This is a genomic window from Stenotrophomonas maltophilia (genome assembly GCF_001676385.1).
In the GTDB taxonomy this organism is placed as follows: domain Bacteria; phylum Pseudomonadota; class Gammaproteobacteria; order Xanthomonadales; family Xanthomonadaceae; genus Stenotrophomonas; species Stenotrophomonas maltophilia_J.
In genome coordinates this window covers 1-15,473 of sequence record NZ_LYVJ01000004.1, presented here as the reverse complement: position 1 = coordinate 15,473, position 15,473 = coordinate 1, and the positions used below count along the sequence as shown (strand labels likewise).

Below are 15,473 nucleotides of genomic sequence, written 5' to 3'. Positions count from 1 at the left end.
CCCCGTGCCCAAAACGGCGCGGCAAAGCGAGTGACGACATTTCCTGCCGTTGTGTGATCTCTCGCGCAGTTTGCGTCGGGCGGGCCGGAAAAGGGCACGGGTATCACCTGGGCTTCACAACATCTCGGCGCTTCATTAACGCCGACGAGTGAACGCGGTCCTCTTTCCTGAGGTTCTGATTCCAACAGGAGCACGTCATGAAGATTGCTGTTCGCCGTTCCCCTCGCCTGCTCGCCCCCTGCCTGCTGGCCAACTCACTAGCACTCTGCCTGTCCATGCCGGTATTCGCCGGAGATCTCATTGGCGGACAGACCCATGACATCAATGCGGGCGATCCGATTGAGACCTGGCGGGTACAGGATGCCTCGACACTGAACATCCACGCTGGCGGCGTGGCCGACGCTACTGTGCTGCAGAGCCAGTCCACACTCAATGTCACGGGCGGCTCGATACTCGCGGCAAGTGATACTGGGCTGGCCGTCGGCGGAGAATCAAAGGCGAACTTCAACGGCGGCTCGTTGACCAACACCGGGGGAGAAGCTCTGAGGCTGCAGGTATTTACCACTTCCACGGTTGGTGCCAGCGCCACCTTTACCGACAGCAGCATCTCCGGTGTAGGGCGCGCGGCGACCGTCAGCTCGGGAAGCAGCCTTTCGCTTTCCAACACTCGCGTCACCGGCAGCGGCGTGACAGGACAGAACGGCGCCATCACTTCGTTTGGCGGCGCCATTACCTTGAAAAATGGCTCGCAGGTCGTCGGCGAGTCGCACGGTATCAGCTTGAGGCTGGGTGATGGCGGCCTGGCCCGCCCAGGGGATGGCGATGTCATCATCGACAATTCGACAGTCGTTGCCACTTCGGGCAGTGCACTTCATGCTGCCGCGAGCGGCACCGGCACCCTTTCCACCACCAACATTTTCGTTCGCAATGGTGCAACCCTCAGCGGTGGAGACGGGAACCTGATCACCGTCGAGCAGGGAGTGGGCACCACGCGAAGTACAACAGCCAACTTCAATGTCGAGGGCACTGTGCTCGAAGGCAATGTGATGGTGGCCAATGACGGCAGCACCGGCAATGTCGCACTGTCCAATGGCGGTCGCATCAATGGCAGGTTCATTGGGGTCAACCAGGCTAGCATCGGTAATGAAGGCTACTGGCAGCTGACCGGTGCCAGCACTGTGGCCCAGTTGGACGTGGCCAGCGGAGGCACGGTCTCGCTGGGTGATGGCTCCGCCTTCCACACCCTAAACGTGGCTGGCAACTTCAGCGGCGCCGATGGCACGATCGTCTTCAACACCGTACTGGCCGGCGACGACGCAGCCACCGACAAGCTGATCATCGGCGGCGACACCAGCGGCACGGCCAACGTGCGCGTCAACAATGTCGGCGGCGCCGGTGCGCAGACCGACAAGGGCATTGAGCTGATCTCCGTCGGCGGCGCGTCCAATGGCCAGTTCAACCTGGCCGGCCGCGCGGTGGGTGGCCAGTACGAGTACTTCCTGCACAAGGGTACCGGCGCCGACGGCAACTGGTACCTGCGCTCGCAGCTGCCGACCCAGCCCGACCCATGCGTGGTCGATCCGAGCCTGCCCGAGTGCAATCCGGTCGATCCGGAGCCGGTACTGCGCCCCGAGCCCGGCGCCTACCTGGCCAACCTGCAGGCCGCACAGACGATATTCCGCCTGGGCTACCACGATCGCAACGCCGGCCAGAACTCCGGCCGCGCCTGGGCGCGCGTGGATGGCTCGCGCAACGGCTTTGATGCCATCAGCCGCCAGCTCGACATCCGTGGCAACAGCCAGGCACTGACCGTCGGTGCCGATCTGTGGCGTCACGATTCGGGCAGCAGCGTGGGCGTGATGCTGTCCAGCGGCAACGCCAGCAGCACCTCCACCAACGCGCTGACCGGCTACTACGCCCGCGGCAAGGTGAAGGGCGAGGCGCTGGGCATCTACGGCACCTGGCGCGGCGGCAACGGTGCCGACCCGTATGCAGGCTTCTATGTGGACGGCTCGCTGCAGCGCGCGCAGTTCCGCAACCGCGTGCAAGGCATCGGCCTGGATACGGAACGCTACGACAGCCGTGCCTGGCAGGGTGCGGTGGAAACCGGGTATGCGTTCCGCGTCGGCGGTGCCAGCAACGGCGGCATCTACCTGGAGCCGCAGCTGCAGGTGGGCTACAGCCGCTGGGACAGCAACCGCCACACCGAGGCCAACGGCACGGTGGTGAGCACCGAGAATGCCAATGGCGTGTTCGGGCGTGCAGGCCTGCGCCTGTCCGGCGTGACACGCTGGGGCAATGGCGCGGCGGAGGTGCAGCCGTACCTTGCCGCCAACTGGCTGCACACCCGCGCCGAATCGCAGATCCGCATGGATGACGAGATCGCCGATGCGCGCGTGCCGCGCAGCCGTGGCGAGTTCAGCGGCGGCGCGTCGGTGAAGTTTGCCAACGGCATTGGTGCCTGGGGCGGGCTGTCGCTGCAGAAGGCCAGCGGCTATCACCAGACCAGTGCGCAGGTAGGTGTGACTTACAGCTGGTGACCCCTGCGGCAGGAGACCGGGCGACACCGGCCTCTCCCAGCCGATGCACATGACCTTTCGCGGACCGCTTCGATGGCGGTCCGCAGGAGACTTTCCATGAAGATTGCTGTTCGCCGTTCCCCCACCCAGTTCGCACCGTGCCTGCTGGCCACCGCACTGTCACTCTGCATGGCAGCGCCCGCTGTCGCCGGCAACCTTGGCGGCGGTGCCAGCCACACAGTCGTCGCTGGCGATGCCAAGGAAGATTGGCAGGTGTATGGTGCCTCTACCCTCAACCTTGCTGCGGGTGCGACCGCAGGGCTCGTCAGTATCCGGGAACAAAGCACGCTCAACGCTACCGATGCCCAGCTCTCTGGTAGCGCCCCCTTCGAGCTGATCAGCATCGTTAATTCCAATGCCAGCTTTCTTCGCAGCAGCATCCACAATGACGCCGGCTATGGCCTCGCGCTGGGTACGAATCTGAGTAGCCCAAGCGCACCCCACTCGACGGTAACCCTGGATGCGTCGACGGTAGAGGGGCTGCAGGCCGCCGCGCTGGTCAATGGCAACGGTCAGCTAGCCGTCTCTGGCTCCACGCTGATCGGCAAGGCCGACCCCAGCCTGCCCAACGATCCCAACAACGGTGTCGGCCTATGGGTCGAGGCAGGCGGCGCGGTGATCCAGAGCAGTTCTTCCGTCCGTGGCGATCTGCATGGTGCATACCTGGTTTCCACACAGATGGCCGGGTTCACCGCGCAGCCCTCAACGCTGGTTCTGGACGGCTCACGCCTGGAAGGGACGACGGGCAGCGCGATCTATGTGGGGCCCAGCTTCAGAAGTGACACCGATGTGGATATCACTCTGCGCAACGGCGCCGAGCTGGTCGCTGGCAACGGTGTTCTGATTGACATCCAGTCCAATACCAGTACCCCTGCGCTGAAGGTCCACGCAGACGTAGATGCAAGCAACAGCCAGTTGCGCGGCGATCTCCGCGCCGGTGCCGGGGCAACCGGTTCGCTGGCACTGCGCGACAACGCATCGCTGGTCGGCGGCATTACCGGGGCAATCGACGTCGCACTCAGCCAGGGTGGCCAGTGGCAGCTCAACAAGAACAGCGATGTAGCGAGCCTGAGTGTCGGCAACGGTGGCGTCGTCGCCCTCGGCGACGGCTCCGCCTTCCACACCCTAAACGTGGCCGGCAACTTCAGCGGTGCCGATGGCACGATCATCTTCAACACCGTGCTGGCCGGCGACGACGCAGCCACCGACAAGCTGATCATCGGCGGTGACACCAGCGGCACGGCCAACGTGCGCGTCAACAATGTCGGCGGCGCGGGTGCGCAGACCGACAAGGGCATCGAGCTGATCTCCGTCGGCGGCGCTTCCAACGGCCAGTTCAACCTGGCCGGCCGCGCGGTGGGTGGCCAGTACGAGTACTTCCTGCACAAGGGCACCGGCGCCGACGGCAACTGGTACCTGCGCTCGCAGCTGCCGACCCAGCCCGACCCATGCGTGGTCGATCCGAGCCTGCCCGAGTGCAATCCGGTCGATCCGGAGCCGGTGCTGCGCCCCGAACCCGGCGCCTACCTGGCCAACCTGCAGGCCGCGCAGACCATGTTCCGGCTGGGTTACCACGATCGTCATGCCGGCCAGAATGCCGGCCGCGCCTGGGCGCGCGTGGATGGCTCGCGCAACGGCTTCGATGCCATCAGCCGCCAGCTCGACATCCGTGGCAACAGCCAGGCACTGACCGTCGGTGCCGATCTGTGGCGTCACGATTCGGGCAGCAGCGTGGGCGTGATGCTGTCCAGCGGCAACGCCAGCAGCACCTCCACCAACGCGCTGACCGGCTACTACGCCCGCGGCAAGGTGAAGGGCGAAGCGCTGGGCATCTACGGCACCTGGCGCGGCGGCAACGGTGCCGACCCGTATGCAGGCTTCTATGTGGACGGCTCGGTGCAGCGCGCGCAGTTCCGCAACCGTGTGGAAGGCATCGGCCTGGATACGGAACGCTACGACAGCCGTGCCTGGCAGGGGGCGGTGGAAACCGGCTACGCGTTCCGCGTCGGCGGTGCCAGCAATAGCGGCATCTACCTGGAGCCGCAGCTGCAGGTGGGCTACAGCCGCTGGGACAGCAATCGCCACACCGAGGCCAACGGCACGGTGGTGAGCACCGAGAATGCCAATGGCCTGTTCGGGCGTGCAGGCCTGCGCCTGTCCGGCGTGACCCGCTGGGGCAATGGCGCGGCGGAGGTGCAGCCGTACCTTGCTGCCAACTGGCTGCACACCCGCGCCGAATCGCAGATCCGCATGGATGACGAGATCGCCGATGCACGCATCCCGCGCAGCCGTGGCGAGTTCAGTGGCGGCGCGTCGGTGAAGTTCAGCAACGGCATCGCTGCCTGGGGCGGGCTGTCGCTGCAGAAGGCCAGCGGCTATCACCAGACCAATGCGCAGGTAGGTGTGACTTACAGCTGGTGACCCCTGCGGCAGGAGACCGGGCGACACCGGCCTCTCCCAGCCGATGCACATGACCTTTCGCGGACCGCTTCGATGGCGGTCCGCAGGAGACTTTCCATGAAGATTGCTGTTCGCCGTTCCCTTGCGTTGGCCATTGCCGCCAGCCTTGCCGTTGCCGGTCCCAGCCAGGCCGGCACCCTCAACCCGGGTGAAAGCGCAACAGTCAATGCCGGAGACCCCATTGAAGGCTGGTCTGCCCACGGCGCCACACTGACGTTCAACACCGGCAGCGCCGCCACATCCGTAGGCATCAGCGACGGATCCACGCTTGCCATGACGGGGGCGGCAGTCATCGCCAGCCAGTCATTTGCCGCCGTCCAGATTGCCTCCTCCAGCGCAACGATCGCTGGCACCCGGATCCAGAACAACCGCGCTGCGGGTTTGGCGGTAACCGGTCGTATCACTGGTGGTGCTGCCGGCACCGCAACGGTCACTGACTCGAGCATCGCCGGCCAAGGGATCGGCAGCTATGTTCAGGGTGGCGTGCTGGCGCTAAGCAACACAACGATTGATGGAATCGGCATCGGAGCCGGCCTCCTTCCGCCCGAAATCTCGTCCGGTCTGGCGGTCTTCTCCAATTCCAACGTCAACATCACCAATGGTTCCGCAATTGCAGGAGATGAGAACGGCATCGTTGTGAAGGACATCGGGGGAACTCCCACCAGTCCGATCAGTGACAACGTCCTCACCATCGACAAGTCACGCGTCGCCGGTCGAAACGGCTCGGGCATTGTTGTCAGTGGTGCAGGGATCATCGCCCCAACCACTGTCAACGTTCTAAACGGCAGCACTGTAAGCGGCGGCAATGGCGTGATTGCTGAAGCCGTCGATGGCGGTACGCTGAATCTGAACGTCGGCGCGTCACAACTGCAGGGTACGCTTCGTGCCGATGCAACCTCGCAGCTGCACGCCGAGCTTTCCAATGGCGCGGTACTGACCGGCGTCATGACCAACGTCACCAGTACCACGCTGGACACGGCTACCTGGAACATGACCGGCAACTCCTCGGTCGGCACGCTCAGCCTCGGTAACGGCACCGTGTCCCTCGGCGACGGCTCGGCCTTCCACACCCTGAACGTGGCTGGCAACTTCAGCGGTGCCGATGGCACGATCATCTTCAACACCGTACTGGCCGGCGACGACGCAGCCACCGACAAGCTGATCATCGGCGGTGACACCAGCGGCACGGCCAACGTACGCGTCAACAATGTCGGCGGCGCCGGTGCTCAGACCGACAAGGGCATCGAACTGATCCAGGTCGGCGGCGCTTCCAACGGCCAGTTCAACCTGGCCGGCCGCGCGGTGGGTGGCCAGTACGAGTACTTCCTGCACAAGGGCACCGGCGCCGACGGCAACTGGTACCTGCGCTCGCAGCTGCCGACCCAGCCGGATCCGTGCGTGGTCGATCCGAGCCTGCCCGAGTGCAATCCGGTCGATCCGGAGCCGGTGCTGCGCCCCGAGCCCGGCGCCTACCTGGCCAACCTGTAGGCGGCGCAGACCATGTTCCGGCTGGGTTACCACGATCGCCATGCCGGCCAGAATGCCGGCCGCGCCTGGGCGCGCGTGGATGGCTCGCGCAACGGCTTCGATGCCATCAGCCGCCAGCTCGACATCCGTGGCAACAGCCAGGCACTGACCGTCGGTGCCGATCTGTGGCGTCACGATTCGGGCAGCAGCGTGGGCGTGATGCTGTCCAGCGGCAACGCCAGCAGCACCTCCACCAACGCGCTGACCGGCTACTACGCCCGCGGCAAGGTGAAGGGCGAAGCGCTGGGCATCTACGGCACCTGGCGCGGCGGCAACGGTGCCGACCCGTATGCAGGCTTCTATGTGGACGGCTCGCTGCAGCGCGCGCAGTTCCGCAACCGCGTGCAAGGCATCGGCCTGGATACGGAACGCTACGACAGCCATGCCTGGCAGGGTGCGGTGGAGACCGGGTATGCGTTCCGCGTCGGCGGTGCCAGCAACGGCGGCATCTACCTGGAGCCGCAGCTGCAGGTGGGCTACAGCCGCTGGGACAGCAACCGCCACACCGAGGCCAACGGCACGGTGGTGAGCACCGAGAATGCCAATGGCGTGTTCGGGCGTGCAGGCCTGCGCCTGTCCGGCGTGACACGCTGGGGCAATGGCGCGGCGGAGGTGCAGCCGTACCTTGCCGCCAACTGGCTGCACACCCGCGCCGAATCGCAGATCCGCATGGATGACGAGATCGCCGATGCGCGCGTGCCGCGCAGCCGTGGCGAGTTCAGCGGCGGCGCGTCGGTGAAGTTCAGCAACGGCATCGGTGCCTGGGGCGGGCTGTCGCTGCAGAAGGCCAGCGGCTATCACCAGACCAGTGCGCAGGTGGGTGTCAGTTACAGCTGGTAGGGCCTTGCCTTCGACCCGGGGCCGCGTGCATTGCGCGCCGACCCGGGCGGAGGCAGCGGTCGGCGGCATTGCCCGCCCCTTGCCGGGCTACGCGGCAAGCGGGTCCGGTACTTGTCGAACGCCCTGCCCCCGCCCTACCCTGCGCGCACACCCGGGAGAGCACGCATGGTCGCCAGCGTGGCACGATGGATGGTGATGGCAGGCCTGCTCGGCCCGGCGGTATGCCTGGCTGCGCCGCCGGCCGTGCCGGCTTCCGCCCGGGCGCCGCAGGATGATTACACCATCCTGCGCCTGCTGGTCACCGACGACCAGGGCCGGCTGCTGCTGGAGCGCAACCCGAGTGGCTGGATGACCCCCGCGGTGCGCGCCAATCGCAAGCAGAGCCTGCAACAGGCGCTGCGGGGGCTGGCTGCGGAGCTTGGCCTGCAGATCTCCGCGGTCAGGCTGGCCGGCATCTTCAGCTATCGATTCAACGAAGACCCGCCGGACCCGGCGCACGATGCGGTGTCCTTCCGCCAGCATTACCGCGCCGAGCTGCGCGCTGGCCAGCCCCCGGCCGCGACCGCCGACAAGGCGTACCGTTGGGTCACCCGCGATGAGGCGGCGGCACTGATCGGCATGCCATCGCTGCGCATGGAAACGCTGCAGGTGCTCGACCATCCCGGAACCCTGTGGGGCGGCGCCTTCGAGCTGTCGTTCGAGGGCGACAAGGCGACCGGCACGCGACTGGTCGAACCGTTCTATCCGTTGCGATAGTGGCGCTGGCTACCGGCGCCCATCACCCCGGCAACGCGCCCTGCAGCGTGGCCAGGTCCGCGCTGGACACCGGGCGAACCACTCGCGCGACCTCCTTCCCGTCATGCAGCAGCACGAGGGTCGGCCACAGTTTCACCTTGAAGGAGCGGCCCAGCGGCTTGCCCTTGCCGTCTTCGATCTTCGAATGGAGAAGATCGCTGGCACCCACAAATGCCTGCAGCGCAGGCTGCGCCACTTGGCAATGACCGCACCAGGTCGCGCCGAATTCGAGCAGGTGCCAACCCGCCTGCGCCTCGACATCCGCACGGCTTGGCTCCCGGGAAAGCGGGTCACGCATGAAGGGCATCCGGCTTACCCCGCGAGCGTGCGTTGGATGTCTTCCAGCGGCACGTTGGTCAGGTCCTTGGCGATATCGCCGAGCAGGCGCGCCTGCGCTTCCTTGTGCAGGAGGGGACGGATGCGTCCCAGCGTGGTCGGGTCTGCGACCAGCACCAGATGCCGATAGCGGTTGTTCAATGCATCCTCGTTGAGCTGCTCGGCCACCTGCTTGGCAAAGGTTGCTTCGTTGAGCTGGGAGACGGACATGTCCTTCGGTACGGTGCCTCCCGGCCCCTGCCCGGAGATGCCATGCTCACTGAGGTCCTGCAGGCGCAGTTCGCCTTCCTGCTTCAACGCCAGCCGATGCTCGTTTCCCACGTTGATGAACACGCGGGCCGAGCCGGCGTCGGCAACGACGATGAGCGTGCCTTCGGGAATGCGACGGGTCATTGCGCTTCTCCTTCTGCAGGGCGTTTGCCTCCACCCTAGACAGCAAGGCGTGAGCGGCGCGGCCAAGCGATGTTGAACCTGCGTCAGCATCACGCCGGCATGAACAGGCGACGTGGAACACAGCGTGCAGATCAGCCCGCTTCGCCGCACGCTCACGTCGAAGCAGCTATCATGAACGGATGATCGACACGACCTACTACGTAACGGGCACACCTGTTACGCGGGAAGCACTGCCGACCGGCGCTTCACTTGCCAATGCTCCCGCCGTGCACTTCCATCGCCTCGCGCTGGATCCCGGCGGATGACGCCTGCGGGCATGCTGCCTGCATCTCCCACGACGCTGTGACTTCCGGCGCTGATCGCGCGCCGTCGTGAGGCCGTTGCCACGCTTCCGGCCCTGCGGCCGTGCCTTGCCGTGCGCGTGGCGTTCGGCCTGCCCACATTTCCCGGCCCCACGCCGCCCCCGATGCCCCTGCGCCGCTTGCGCCTGCATCGCCGTTTCCGATTTTCCGGGACACATCACCTACCGCCCATTCCCCGATTCCATACCTACAAGGGAGCCCTCCATGCAGGACACACCCGAGGCACATGCCCATTTCGGCTGGTTCAAGCGCCGCCGCCACCTCAAGGTCGACGAGATCACCGTTGTCGACACCCCCATGCTCAAGCGCGCCGTCGGCGCCGCCGCACTCGGCAATGCCATGGAGTGGTTCGACTTCGGTGTCTACGGCTATCTGGCCGTCACCCTCGGCCAGGTGTTCTTTCCGTCCAGCAATCCGACCGCGCAGGTGATCGCCGCGTTCGCCACTTTCACCGTAGCGTTCCTGGTACGGCCACTGGGTGGGCTGGTGTTCGGCCCGCTGGGTGATCGCTACGGCCGCCAGAAAGTGCTGGCCTTCACCATGATCCTGATGGCGCTGGGCACGTTTGCGATCGGCCTGATTCCCTCCTATGAGCGCATCGGCCTCTGGGCACCGGCGCTGTTGCTGCTGGCACGCGTGGTACAGGGCTTCTCCACCGGGGGCGAGTACGGCGGCGCGGCCACGTTCATCGCCGAATATTCCACCGACCGCAATCGCGGCCTGATGGGCAGCTGGCTGGAGTTCGGCACGCTGGGCGGCTACATCGCCGGCGCCGGTACGGTGACCGCGCTGCACATGTTGCTGGGCAGCGAGCAGATGCTGGACTGGGGTTGGCGCATCCCGTTCCTGGTAGCCGGCCCGCTGGGCCTGCTCGGCCTGTACATGCGCATGAAGCTGGAAGAAACCCCGGCCTTCCGTGCCTTCGCCGATGAAGCGGAGAAGCGCGAGCACGACCGCCCCGGGCTGGGCGCACTGTTCCGGGTGCACGGGCGCCAGCTGCTGGTCTGCATGGGCCTGGTACTGGTGTTCAACGTCACCGATTACATGCTGCTGACCTACATGCCCAGCTACCTCAGCGTCACCATGGGCTATGCCGAAAGCAAGGGCCTGCTGCTGATCATCATCGTGATGCTGGTGATGATGCCGCTGAACATCGTCGGCGGGGTGTTCAGCGACAAGCTGGGCCGTCGCCCGATGATCATCGGCGCCTGCATCGCGCTGCTGGTGCTGGCGGTACCGTGCCTGCTGCTGGTCGGCAGCGGCCACGACGGGCTGATCTTCCTCGGCCTGATGCTGCTGGGCCTGGCGCTGGTGTGCTTCACCAGTTCGATGCCGTCCACGCTGCCGGCGCTGTTCTATACCCCGGTGCGCTACAGCGCGCTGTCGATCGCCTTCAACGTGTCCGTGTCGCTGTTTGGTGGCACCACGCCCCTGTTGACGGCGTGGCTGGTGGAACGCACGGGCGATCCGCTGGTGCCGGCCTACTACCTGATGGGTGCGGCCGTGATCGGCCTGGTGACCATGCTGTTCGTGAAGGAAACCGCCGGCCTGCCGCTGCGCGGTTCGCCGCCGGCGGTCGGCAGCGACAAGGAAGCCGCTGCACTGCTGAAGAGTGATGTGCCGGTAACCGTGGACCCCGCCCTGCCCCCGCTGCCGGAGGCGGTGGAGGCCGAGCAGGTGAAGCCCGCCTGATGACCGCACCCTGCGTCGGGCACGCGCCCGGCGCTACGGCACGCGGGCCAGTGTTCCCGGCGTCCAGCGCAGGGTCCAGGTGTAGTCGCCCTCGGGGGGACAGTCGCGCTCGTTCGGGCGCTTCCATTCGCAGACGGTGGCCCCGGCGGTGACCCTGAAATTGACCATGATCCGGCCGCCTTCGATGCGAAGCGATTGCACGGCGCCGGGAATCTGCAACTTCGCATCATCGCCATAGCCGTACCTGCGGATGGCGGCGTAATCCTCGGCATCGACCGGCGACAGGCTCTTCGGATTCTCCTGGCCACGCGGGTCGTTCGCCGCCAGGGCCGTCATCACCGCCACCCTATTGCTCTGCGCGAAGGTTCCACCGCTGTAGGTGGAGGTGTAGAAGTACACGACCTCGGCCTGACCGTCGCCATCCAGATCGGCAACGCCGGTCCAGACTGGGCGGAAATCCGATTCGATGTCGTCGCCCGGAATGCGCCGGAGATTGGCCTCGGCTGCGTGGAACGCCTGCACCAGGCTGGGCGGTGGGACCGCCGCGACTGCGGCCGGCAGGCTGGACAACGCCAGCAGGGCCAACGCCAGGCGCATCGGGGCTGAATGGAGAACTGCGGATCCGTGCATGACATCCTCCTTGAATGTATCCGCAGCATACTGCAACGGCCTGGCGGGCGATGCGGGCCCCTCCGCACGTCCGGCCCGTGCTGCTATCGTTCGCCCACCGGTCCAAGCGTGGAGGAACCATGCCCTTTGCATTGCGTCGTGCCGTGTTCGCGCTGCTGCTCTGTCTCCCGGCGCTCCCGCAGGCCGCATTCGCCGGGACCGCGTCCGGGCCCTATGCGCGCATCGTCACGCTGCAACCCAAGCCGGGCCAGGCGGACGCCTTCGCGACCGGCTACCAGCGCCACCTTGGCTGGCACAGGGACAACCGCGACACCTGGACCTGGTACGGCTGGACGTTCGTGCTCGGCGACCGGCTTGGCCAGTTCATGGATGGCACCTTTGGACACGCGCTGCAGGACTTCGACCATGCCGTCGCGCCCGCCGCCGATGCCGCCGACAATGCGGTGAACGTCACCCCGCATGCCGACTTCCGCAGCCATGGCATCTTCATGCGCATCGAGGCCGCCAGCCGGGGGGCGCCGGTGCCGGATACCTCGCCTTTCCTCGCACTGGACACGTATGAGGTCTGGCCCGGGCAGGAGGCCGCATTCGAACGTGCAATCACCACACAGGCCGCGACGGGCAAAGGGCGGCAGAGCTGGTACCGCCTGCGCATCGGTGGCCCGGCCACACAGTACCTGCTGATGCGCCCGGTGACGTCGTTCGCGGCCGCAGGGGCACTGCCGGACGTCGTGCTGCCCTCGGGGCTGGTGCAGCAGGCACGCAGCGAGCTGCTGCGCTTCCAGGCGGAGATGAGCTACGTGCCCTAGGGCGGTTCCATGTTCGCCGGGCCTGAGAAGGCCGCCGAGCATGGGCTCGGCTACAGCGTGTTGAGTTCCATCGCGCGCATCACGATGGGCTTGGCCCAGTCCGGGGTGTGCAACAGTTCGGCCACCGAAACCGGATACTGCAGCTGCCCATGCGCCATCGCCAGCACCGGCAGGGGCTCGGCGCACCCCGCAGCATCGGCCGGTGCACTGTTGTCGTAGACATGCAGTTCGGCCAGGTGCGGCAGCAGCGCCAACAGGTTCTCGCGTGCCGAATCGAAGCGCGCCTGGATCTTCTCCACCGGGATGTCGTGGCCACCGGCGGCCACCCGCGCGGCAACGCGGGCGATGTGCAGTTCAACCGTGGCCAGGCCGCAGAACCAGATCGCCACGTGGTGATGGTCGCAGGCCTCTCGCAACAGGCGGGGAATGGTGTTTCCCCCCAGCGTGGTCTCGAAGGCGAAATCGCTATCGCCGGCCATGGCCTGGCGCAACCGTCGCGTCCCTTCCTGCCAGGCCTCGGCGTTGGCCTCGGGCAGCGGCCAACCGGCCTCGACCAGGCGACGGGTAAACGAATCAGGGTTGAACCAGCTCAGCCCCTCGGCTTCCAGCCACGTGCCCAACAGCGAACTCTTGCCGGCGCCATTGACGCCGGCAAGCACCAGGATCCGCCCCATCGGTCAGAGCGAACGGCCGAGCACGACCTTGCGGCCGCGGCGGATCGGCTGGCCCAGCACCTTGCCCAGGCCCTCCCCCTGCTGCAGGCTGGCCAGGGTCTGGTCGAACGCGCCGCGCAGGCGCAACAACTCCTCGCTGCGCTCGCCGGCGTCCCCCTCGGCGGCCTTGGCCAGCAGCTCCTGGTAGGTGCGGATGTCCACGATCACCGCTTCGGGATGGTTGTGGTTGGTGATGACCAGTGCCTGCTTCTCGCGCACGGTGCGCATCAGGCTCGGCCAGCCACGGGTTTTCACCGACGAGGCCGGGGCCTTCTCAAGGCCGGGCAGATCCAGTGGCAGGGTCATGGCAGGCTCCAGGGCAGGATGGACAGGGCCACTATACCCAATTTGTCCAAATTGGGGATAAATGCCTATTTGCCCTCTACCCCGGCCTCGGGCGCATCGGTCTGCAGCAGGCTGCCGCGCTCCCGCAGCGGGAAGCGGATCCACGCATCGAGCCCCTCCGGCCCGAAGCGCAACTCCCCCCGGCCGGCCAGTTCATACGGCACACGCTGCTCGATCAGGGCCCGGCCCAGCCCACGCTGGAGCGGTGCCTCCCGCTGCCCGGCGCCCCCATGGCGCTCGCGCCAGTGCAGGCTCAACCACGGCCCGCCGTCCTCCGCCTGCAAGGTCCACGACACATCGATCCGGCCATCAGCGTGGCCCAGCGCACCATGGCGCAACGCATTGCTGGTCAGCTCGTGGATGGCCAGCGACAGCACCTCCGCCGCCTTCGGCGGCAGCAGCACGTCCTCGCCCTCCAGCCGATAGACGGCAGGCGACGCGACCTGGGCGGCGATTTCTCCGTCGAGCATGCCGCGCAGGCAGACGCCGGCATTGGCGCCACGGGTCAGCAGGCGCTGTGTACGTGCCAGCGACATCAGCCGCCCGCACAGGCGTTCGGCATACTCCTCGACGCTGCCCACCGATTCGCGGCTGCGCCAGGCGAGCGCATGAACGGTCGCCATGATGTTGCGGACCCGGTGCTGCAGTTCGGCCAGCAATACCGACTGGCGCTCGGTGGCGCGCTTGAGGTCGTCGATGTCCACCGCAATGGCGAACACGCCGGTCACTTCGGCGTTGCCATCGCGCAGCGGCGCGGCGGCGACCCGGGTCCAGCGCGGGCGGCCATCATCGTGCAGATACTGGAATTCCAGCCCCGGCACGACCGTCTCGCCACGGATCGCGCGGGCGATGGCAAAGTCGTGCGGTTCAATGGCCGTGCCATCGGGATGCGTACCCTGCCACCGGTAGTGGTTGGGGCGATCCGTGGAGGGCACCTTGCCGGTGGAAAGATAGGTGCGCATCTGGTCGTTGGACAGCTGCAGGTTGCCGTCGGCGTCGACAATGCAGACACCCACCGACAACGGCGGGCGCGATCTGCCCACGGCAATCGCCGCTCATCGACGCATTCCCTGCTGCTGTTGCTGGATCAGCAGCGCTGCGCGCAGCACATGCTTGCCGACCAGGCTCTTGGAGATTTCCTGGCGCGTGGCGATTTCACGCTCACTCAAACCCAGGTAGCGGTTAAGCACGAAGCACTCGCGCACCTGGGCCGGCAGGGCCAGGATGGTCTGGGTGATCTCGCGCAACTGCGCCTGGTCCAGCGCCTGCGCCTCACCATCGCGACTGGCCTCGGCCATGTCGGCGGCGTACTCGGCCACGGTACGTCGTTCGCGGGCCTCGGCCTGGCTGCGGTTGAGCGCGTGATGGTAGGCCATCCGGTACAGATTGCCGCGCGGCTCCAGGATGGGCGGGTCGCCGGGCACGCTGCTGGCCTTCAGATACAGGTTCTGCAGGATGTCCTCGGTACTGGCCGGGTCGAGATAGCGCGCGATGAAGCGGGACAGCGCACGGCGCTCGCGGATCAGCAGCTCGACCAGCGCCAGGGCATTGGGAGACATAGGTGCCAAGGCCGGACCGGGGAATGATGGGCGTGATGGCGACGGTCCGGGCGTGGATTGTGGGCTGCGCGGCCGTGGGCGGCAAGCCGCGCCCCGACATCATGCACGCATGGCGGAGCTACCGGGGCGCAGGTCCAGTAGCAACTGTCTTGTCAGGGGCAGCCGGGGGTCACCTCGGCGTCCCGCTTGCGGGCGTTGAGGATTACCAGCATTTTGCGCATAACCGCCACGAGCGCCACCTTGCTCGCTTTGCCCTTGGCCTTCAAGCCAGCGTAAAACGCGCGCAGTCTCGGCTCGTACCGGATGGCGGTGAGGGCCGCCATGTAAAGGGCTTCGCGCACCACCGCGCGCCCACCACTGATGCGTCGCTGACCCTGCCAAGTGCCACTTTCGCGGTTCATCGGGGCCAAACCCACCAGTGATGCTATGGCTT

12 protein-coding genes and 2 pseudogenes are annotated in these 15,473 nt (G+C 66.6%); 6 read left to right on the top strand and 8 right to left on the bottom strand.

Annotated elements, in window-relative coordinates; all coding sequences use genetic code 11:
* The first annotated feature begins 197 nt into the window (after window positions 1–197).
* The 4 genes and pseudogenes from A9K58_RS05885 to A9K58_RS05870 all read left to right on the top strand — a co-directional run bounded on the left by A9K58_RS05885 (window position 198) and on the right by A9K58_RS05870 (window position 8,162).
* A complete protein-coding gene (locus tag A9K58_RS05885; RefSeq protein ID WP_065198471.1) occupies window positions 198–2,540 on the top strand; it encodes an autotransporter family protein in 2,343 nt (780 codons plus the stop codon).
* Window positions 2,541–2,636: 96 nt separating this feature from the next.
* A complete protein-coding gene (locus tag A9K58_RS05880; RefSeq protein WP_065198470.1) occupies window positions 2,637–5,000 on the top strand; it encodes an autotransporter family protein in 2,364 nt (787 codons plus the stop codon).
* Between the two features lie 72 nt (window positions 5,001–5,072).
* Window positions 5,073–7,406: pseudogene (locus tag A9K58_RS20110) on the top strand (autotransporter family protein).
* 165 nt (window positions 7,407–7,571) lie between these two features.
* Window positions 7,572–8,162 (top strand): NUDIX hydrolase, encoded by a 591-nt coding sequence (locus A9K58_RS05870; protein ID WP_065198469.1) that lies wholly within the window; start codon window positions 7,572–7,574, stop codon window positions 8,160–8,162.
* A 22-nt stretch (window positions 8,163–8,184) separates the two neighbouring features.
* Here A9K58_RS05870 and A9K58_RS05865 read toward each other — a convergent pair whose 3' ends face one another.
* Entirely contained in the window at window positions 8,185–8,508 is a 324-nt protein-coding gene (locus A9K58_RS05865; RefSeq protein ID WP_065198468.1) for a thioredoxin family protein, read from the bottom strand.
* A gap of 5 nt (window positions 8,509–8,513) precedes the next feature.
* Window positions 8,514–8,930: a baeRF12 domain-containing protein gene (locus tag A9K58_RS05860; protein WP_065198467.1), complete on the bottom strand. Its 417-nt coding sequence runs from the start codon at window positions 8,928–8,930 to the stop codon at window positions 8,514–8,516.
* A 566-nt stretch (window positions 8,931–9,496) separates the two neighbouring features.
* Between A9K58_RS05860 and proP the strand changes: the two genes are divergently transcribed.
* The gene (gene proP / locus A9K58_RS05855) at window positions 9,497–10,984 is read left to right on the top strand and encodes a glycine betaine/L-proline transporter ProP (protein WP_065198466.1); all 1,488 of its coding nucleotides are present in this window, start codon (window positions 9,497–9,499) and stop codon (window positions 10,982–10,984) included.
* Window positions 10,985–11,017: 33 nt separating this feature from the next.
* On the opposite strand, the gene A9K58_RS05850 is transcribed toward proP, so the two are convergent.
* Window positions 11,018–11,614 carry a hypothetical protein gene (locus A9K58_RS05850; protein ID WP_065198465.1) on the bottom strand — a complete coding sequence of 199 codons (597 nt, stop codon included), beginning with the start codon at window positions 11,612–11,614 and terminating at the stop codon, window positions 11,018–11,020.
* A gap of 119 nt (window positions 11,615–11,733) precedes the next feature.
* Between A9K58_RS05850 and A9K58_RS05845 the strand changes: the two genes are divergently transcribed.
* A complete protein-coding gene (locus A9K58_RS05845) occupies window positions 11,734–12,423 on the top strand; it encodes a hypothetical protein (protein WP_065198464.1) in 690 nt (229 codons plus the stop codon).
* Between the two features lie 50 nt (window positions 12,424–12,473).
* On the opposite strand, the gene A9K58_RS05840 is transcribed toward A9K58_RS05845, so the two are convergent.
* From A9K58_RS05840 to A9K58_RS05820, 5 genes and pseudogenes are all read right to left on the bottom strand, one after another.
* Window positions 12,474–13,097, bottom strand: a complete 624-nt coding sequence (locus A9K58_RS05840) for an ATPase (protein WP_065198463.1) — start codon at window positions 13,095–13,097, stop codon at window positions 12,474–12,476.
* A 3-nt stretch (window positions 13,098–13,100) separates the two neighbouring features.
* A complete protein-coding gene (locus A9K58_RS05835; RefSeq protein WP_065198462.1) occupies window positions 13,101–13,442 on the bottom strand; it encodes a type II toxin-antitoxin system prevent-host-death family antitoxin in 342 nt (113 codons plus the stop codon).
* A 65-nt stretch (window positions 13,443–13,507) separates the two neighbouring features.
* Window positions 13,508–14,503 (bottom strand): annotated as a pseudogene (locus A9K58_RS05830) (sensor histidine kinase); the annotation flags it as partial.
* A 33-nt stretch (window positions 14,504–14,536) separates the two neighbouring features.
* Window positions 14,537–15,040, bottom strand: coding sequence for an RNA polymerase sigma factor (locus A9K58_RS05825; RefSeq protein ID WP_065198460.1), 504 nt, complete (start codon window positions 15,038–15,040; stop codon window positions 14,537–14,539).
* 152 nt (window positions 15,041–15,192) lie between these two features.
* A partial coding sequence (locus tag A9K58_RS05820; protein ID WP_155760440.1) for a transposase occupies window positions 15,193–15,473 on the bottom strand: 281 nt, incomplete at its 5' end.

What these genes read in the sequence shown, in the direction of transcription:
- A9K58_RS05885 (WP_065198471.1), top strand. Translation starts at nt 198, where the DNA reads ATGAAGATTGCTGTTCGCCGTTCCCCTCGCCTGCTCGCCCCCTGCCTG.
- A9K58_RS05880 (WP_065198470.1), top strand. Translation starts at nt 2,637, where the DNA reads ATGAAGATTGCTGTTCGCCGTTCCCCCACCCAGTTCGCACCGTGCCTG.
- A9K58_RS05870 (WP_065198469.1), top strand. Translation starts at nt 7,572, where the DNA reads ATGGTCGCCAGCGTGGCACGATGGATGGTGATGGCAGGCCTGCTCGGC.
- A9K58_RS05865 (WP_065198468.1), bottom strand. Translation starts at nt 8,508, where the DNA reads ATGCCCTTCATGCGTGACCCGCTTTCCCGGGAGCCAAGCCGTGCGGAT.
- A9K58_RS05860 (WP_065198467.1), bottom strand. Translation starts at nt 8,930, where the DNA reads ATGACCCGTCGCATTCCCGAAGGCACGCTCATCGTCGTTGCCGACGCC.
- proP (WP_065198466.1), top strand. Translation starts at nt 9,497, where the DNA reads ATGCAGGACACACCCGAGGCACATGCCCATTTCGGCTGGTTCAAGCGC.
- A9K58_RS05850 (WP_065198465.1), bottom strand. Translation starts at nt 11,614, where the DNA reads ATGCACGGATCCGCAGTTCTCCATTCAGCCCCGATGCGCCTGGCGTTG.
- A9K58_RS05845 (WP_065198464.1), top strand. Translation starts at nt 11,734, where the DNA reads ATGCCCTTTGCATTGCGTCGTGCCGTGTTCGCGCTGCTGCTCTGTCTC.
- A9K58_RS05840 (WP_065198463.1), bottom strand. Translation starts at nt 13,097, where the DNA reads ATGGGGCGGATCCTGGTGCTTGCCGGCGTCAATGGCGCCGGCAAGAGT.
- A9K58_RS05835 (WP_065198462.1), bottom strand. Translation starts at nt 13,442, where the DNA reads ATGACCCTGCCACTGGATCTGCCCGGCCTTGAGAAGGCCCCGGCCTCG.
- A9K58_RS05825 (WP_065198460.1), bottom strand. Translation starts at nt 15,040, where the DNA reads ATGTCTCCCAATGCCCTGGCGCTGGTCGAGCTGCTGATCCGCGAGCGC.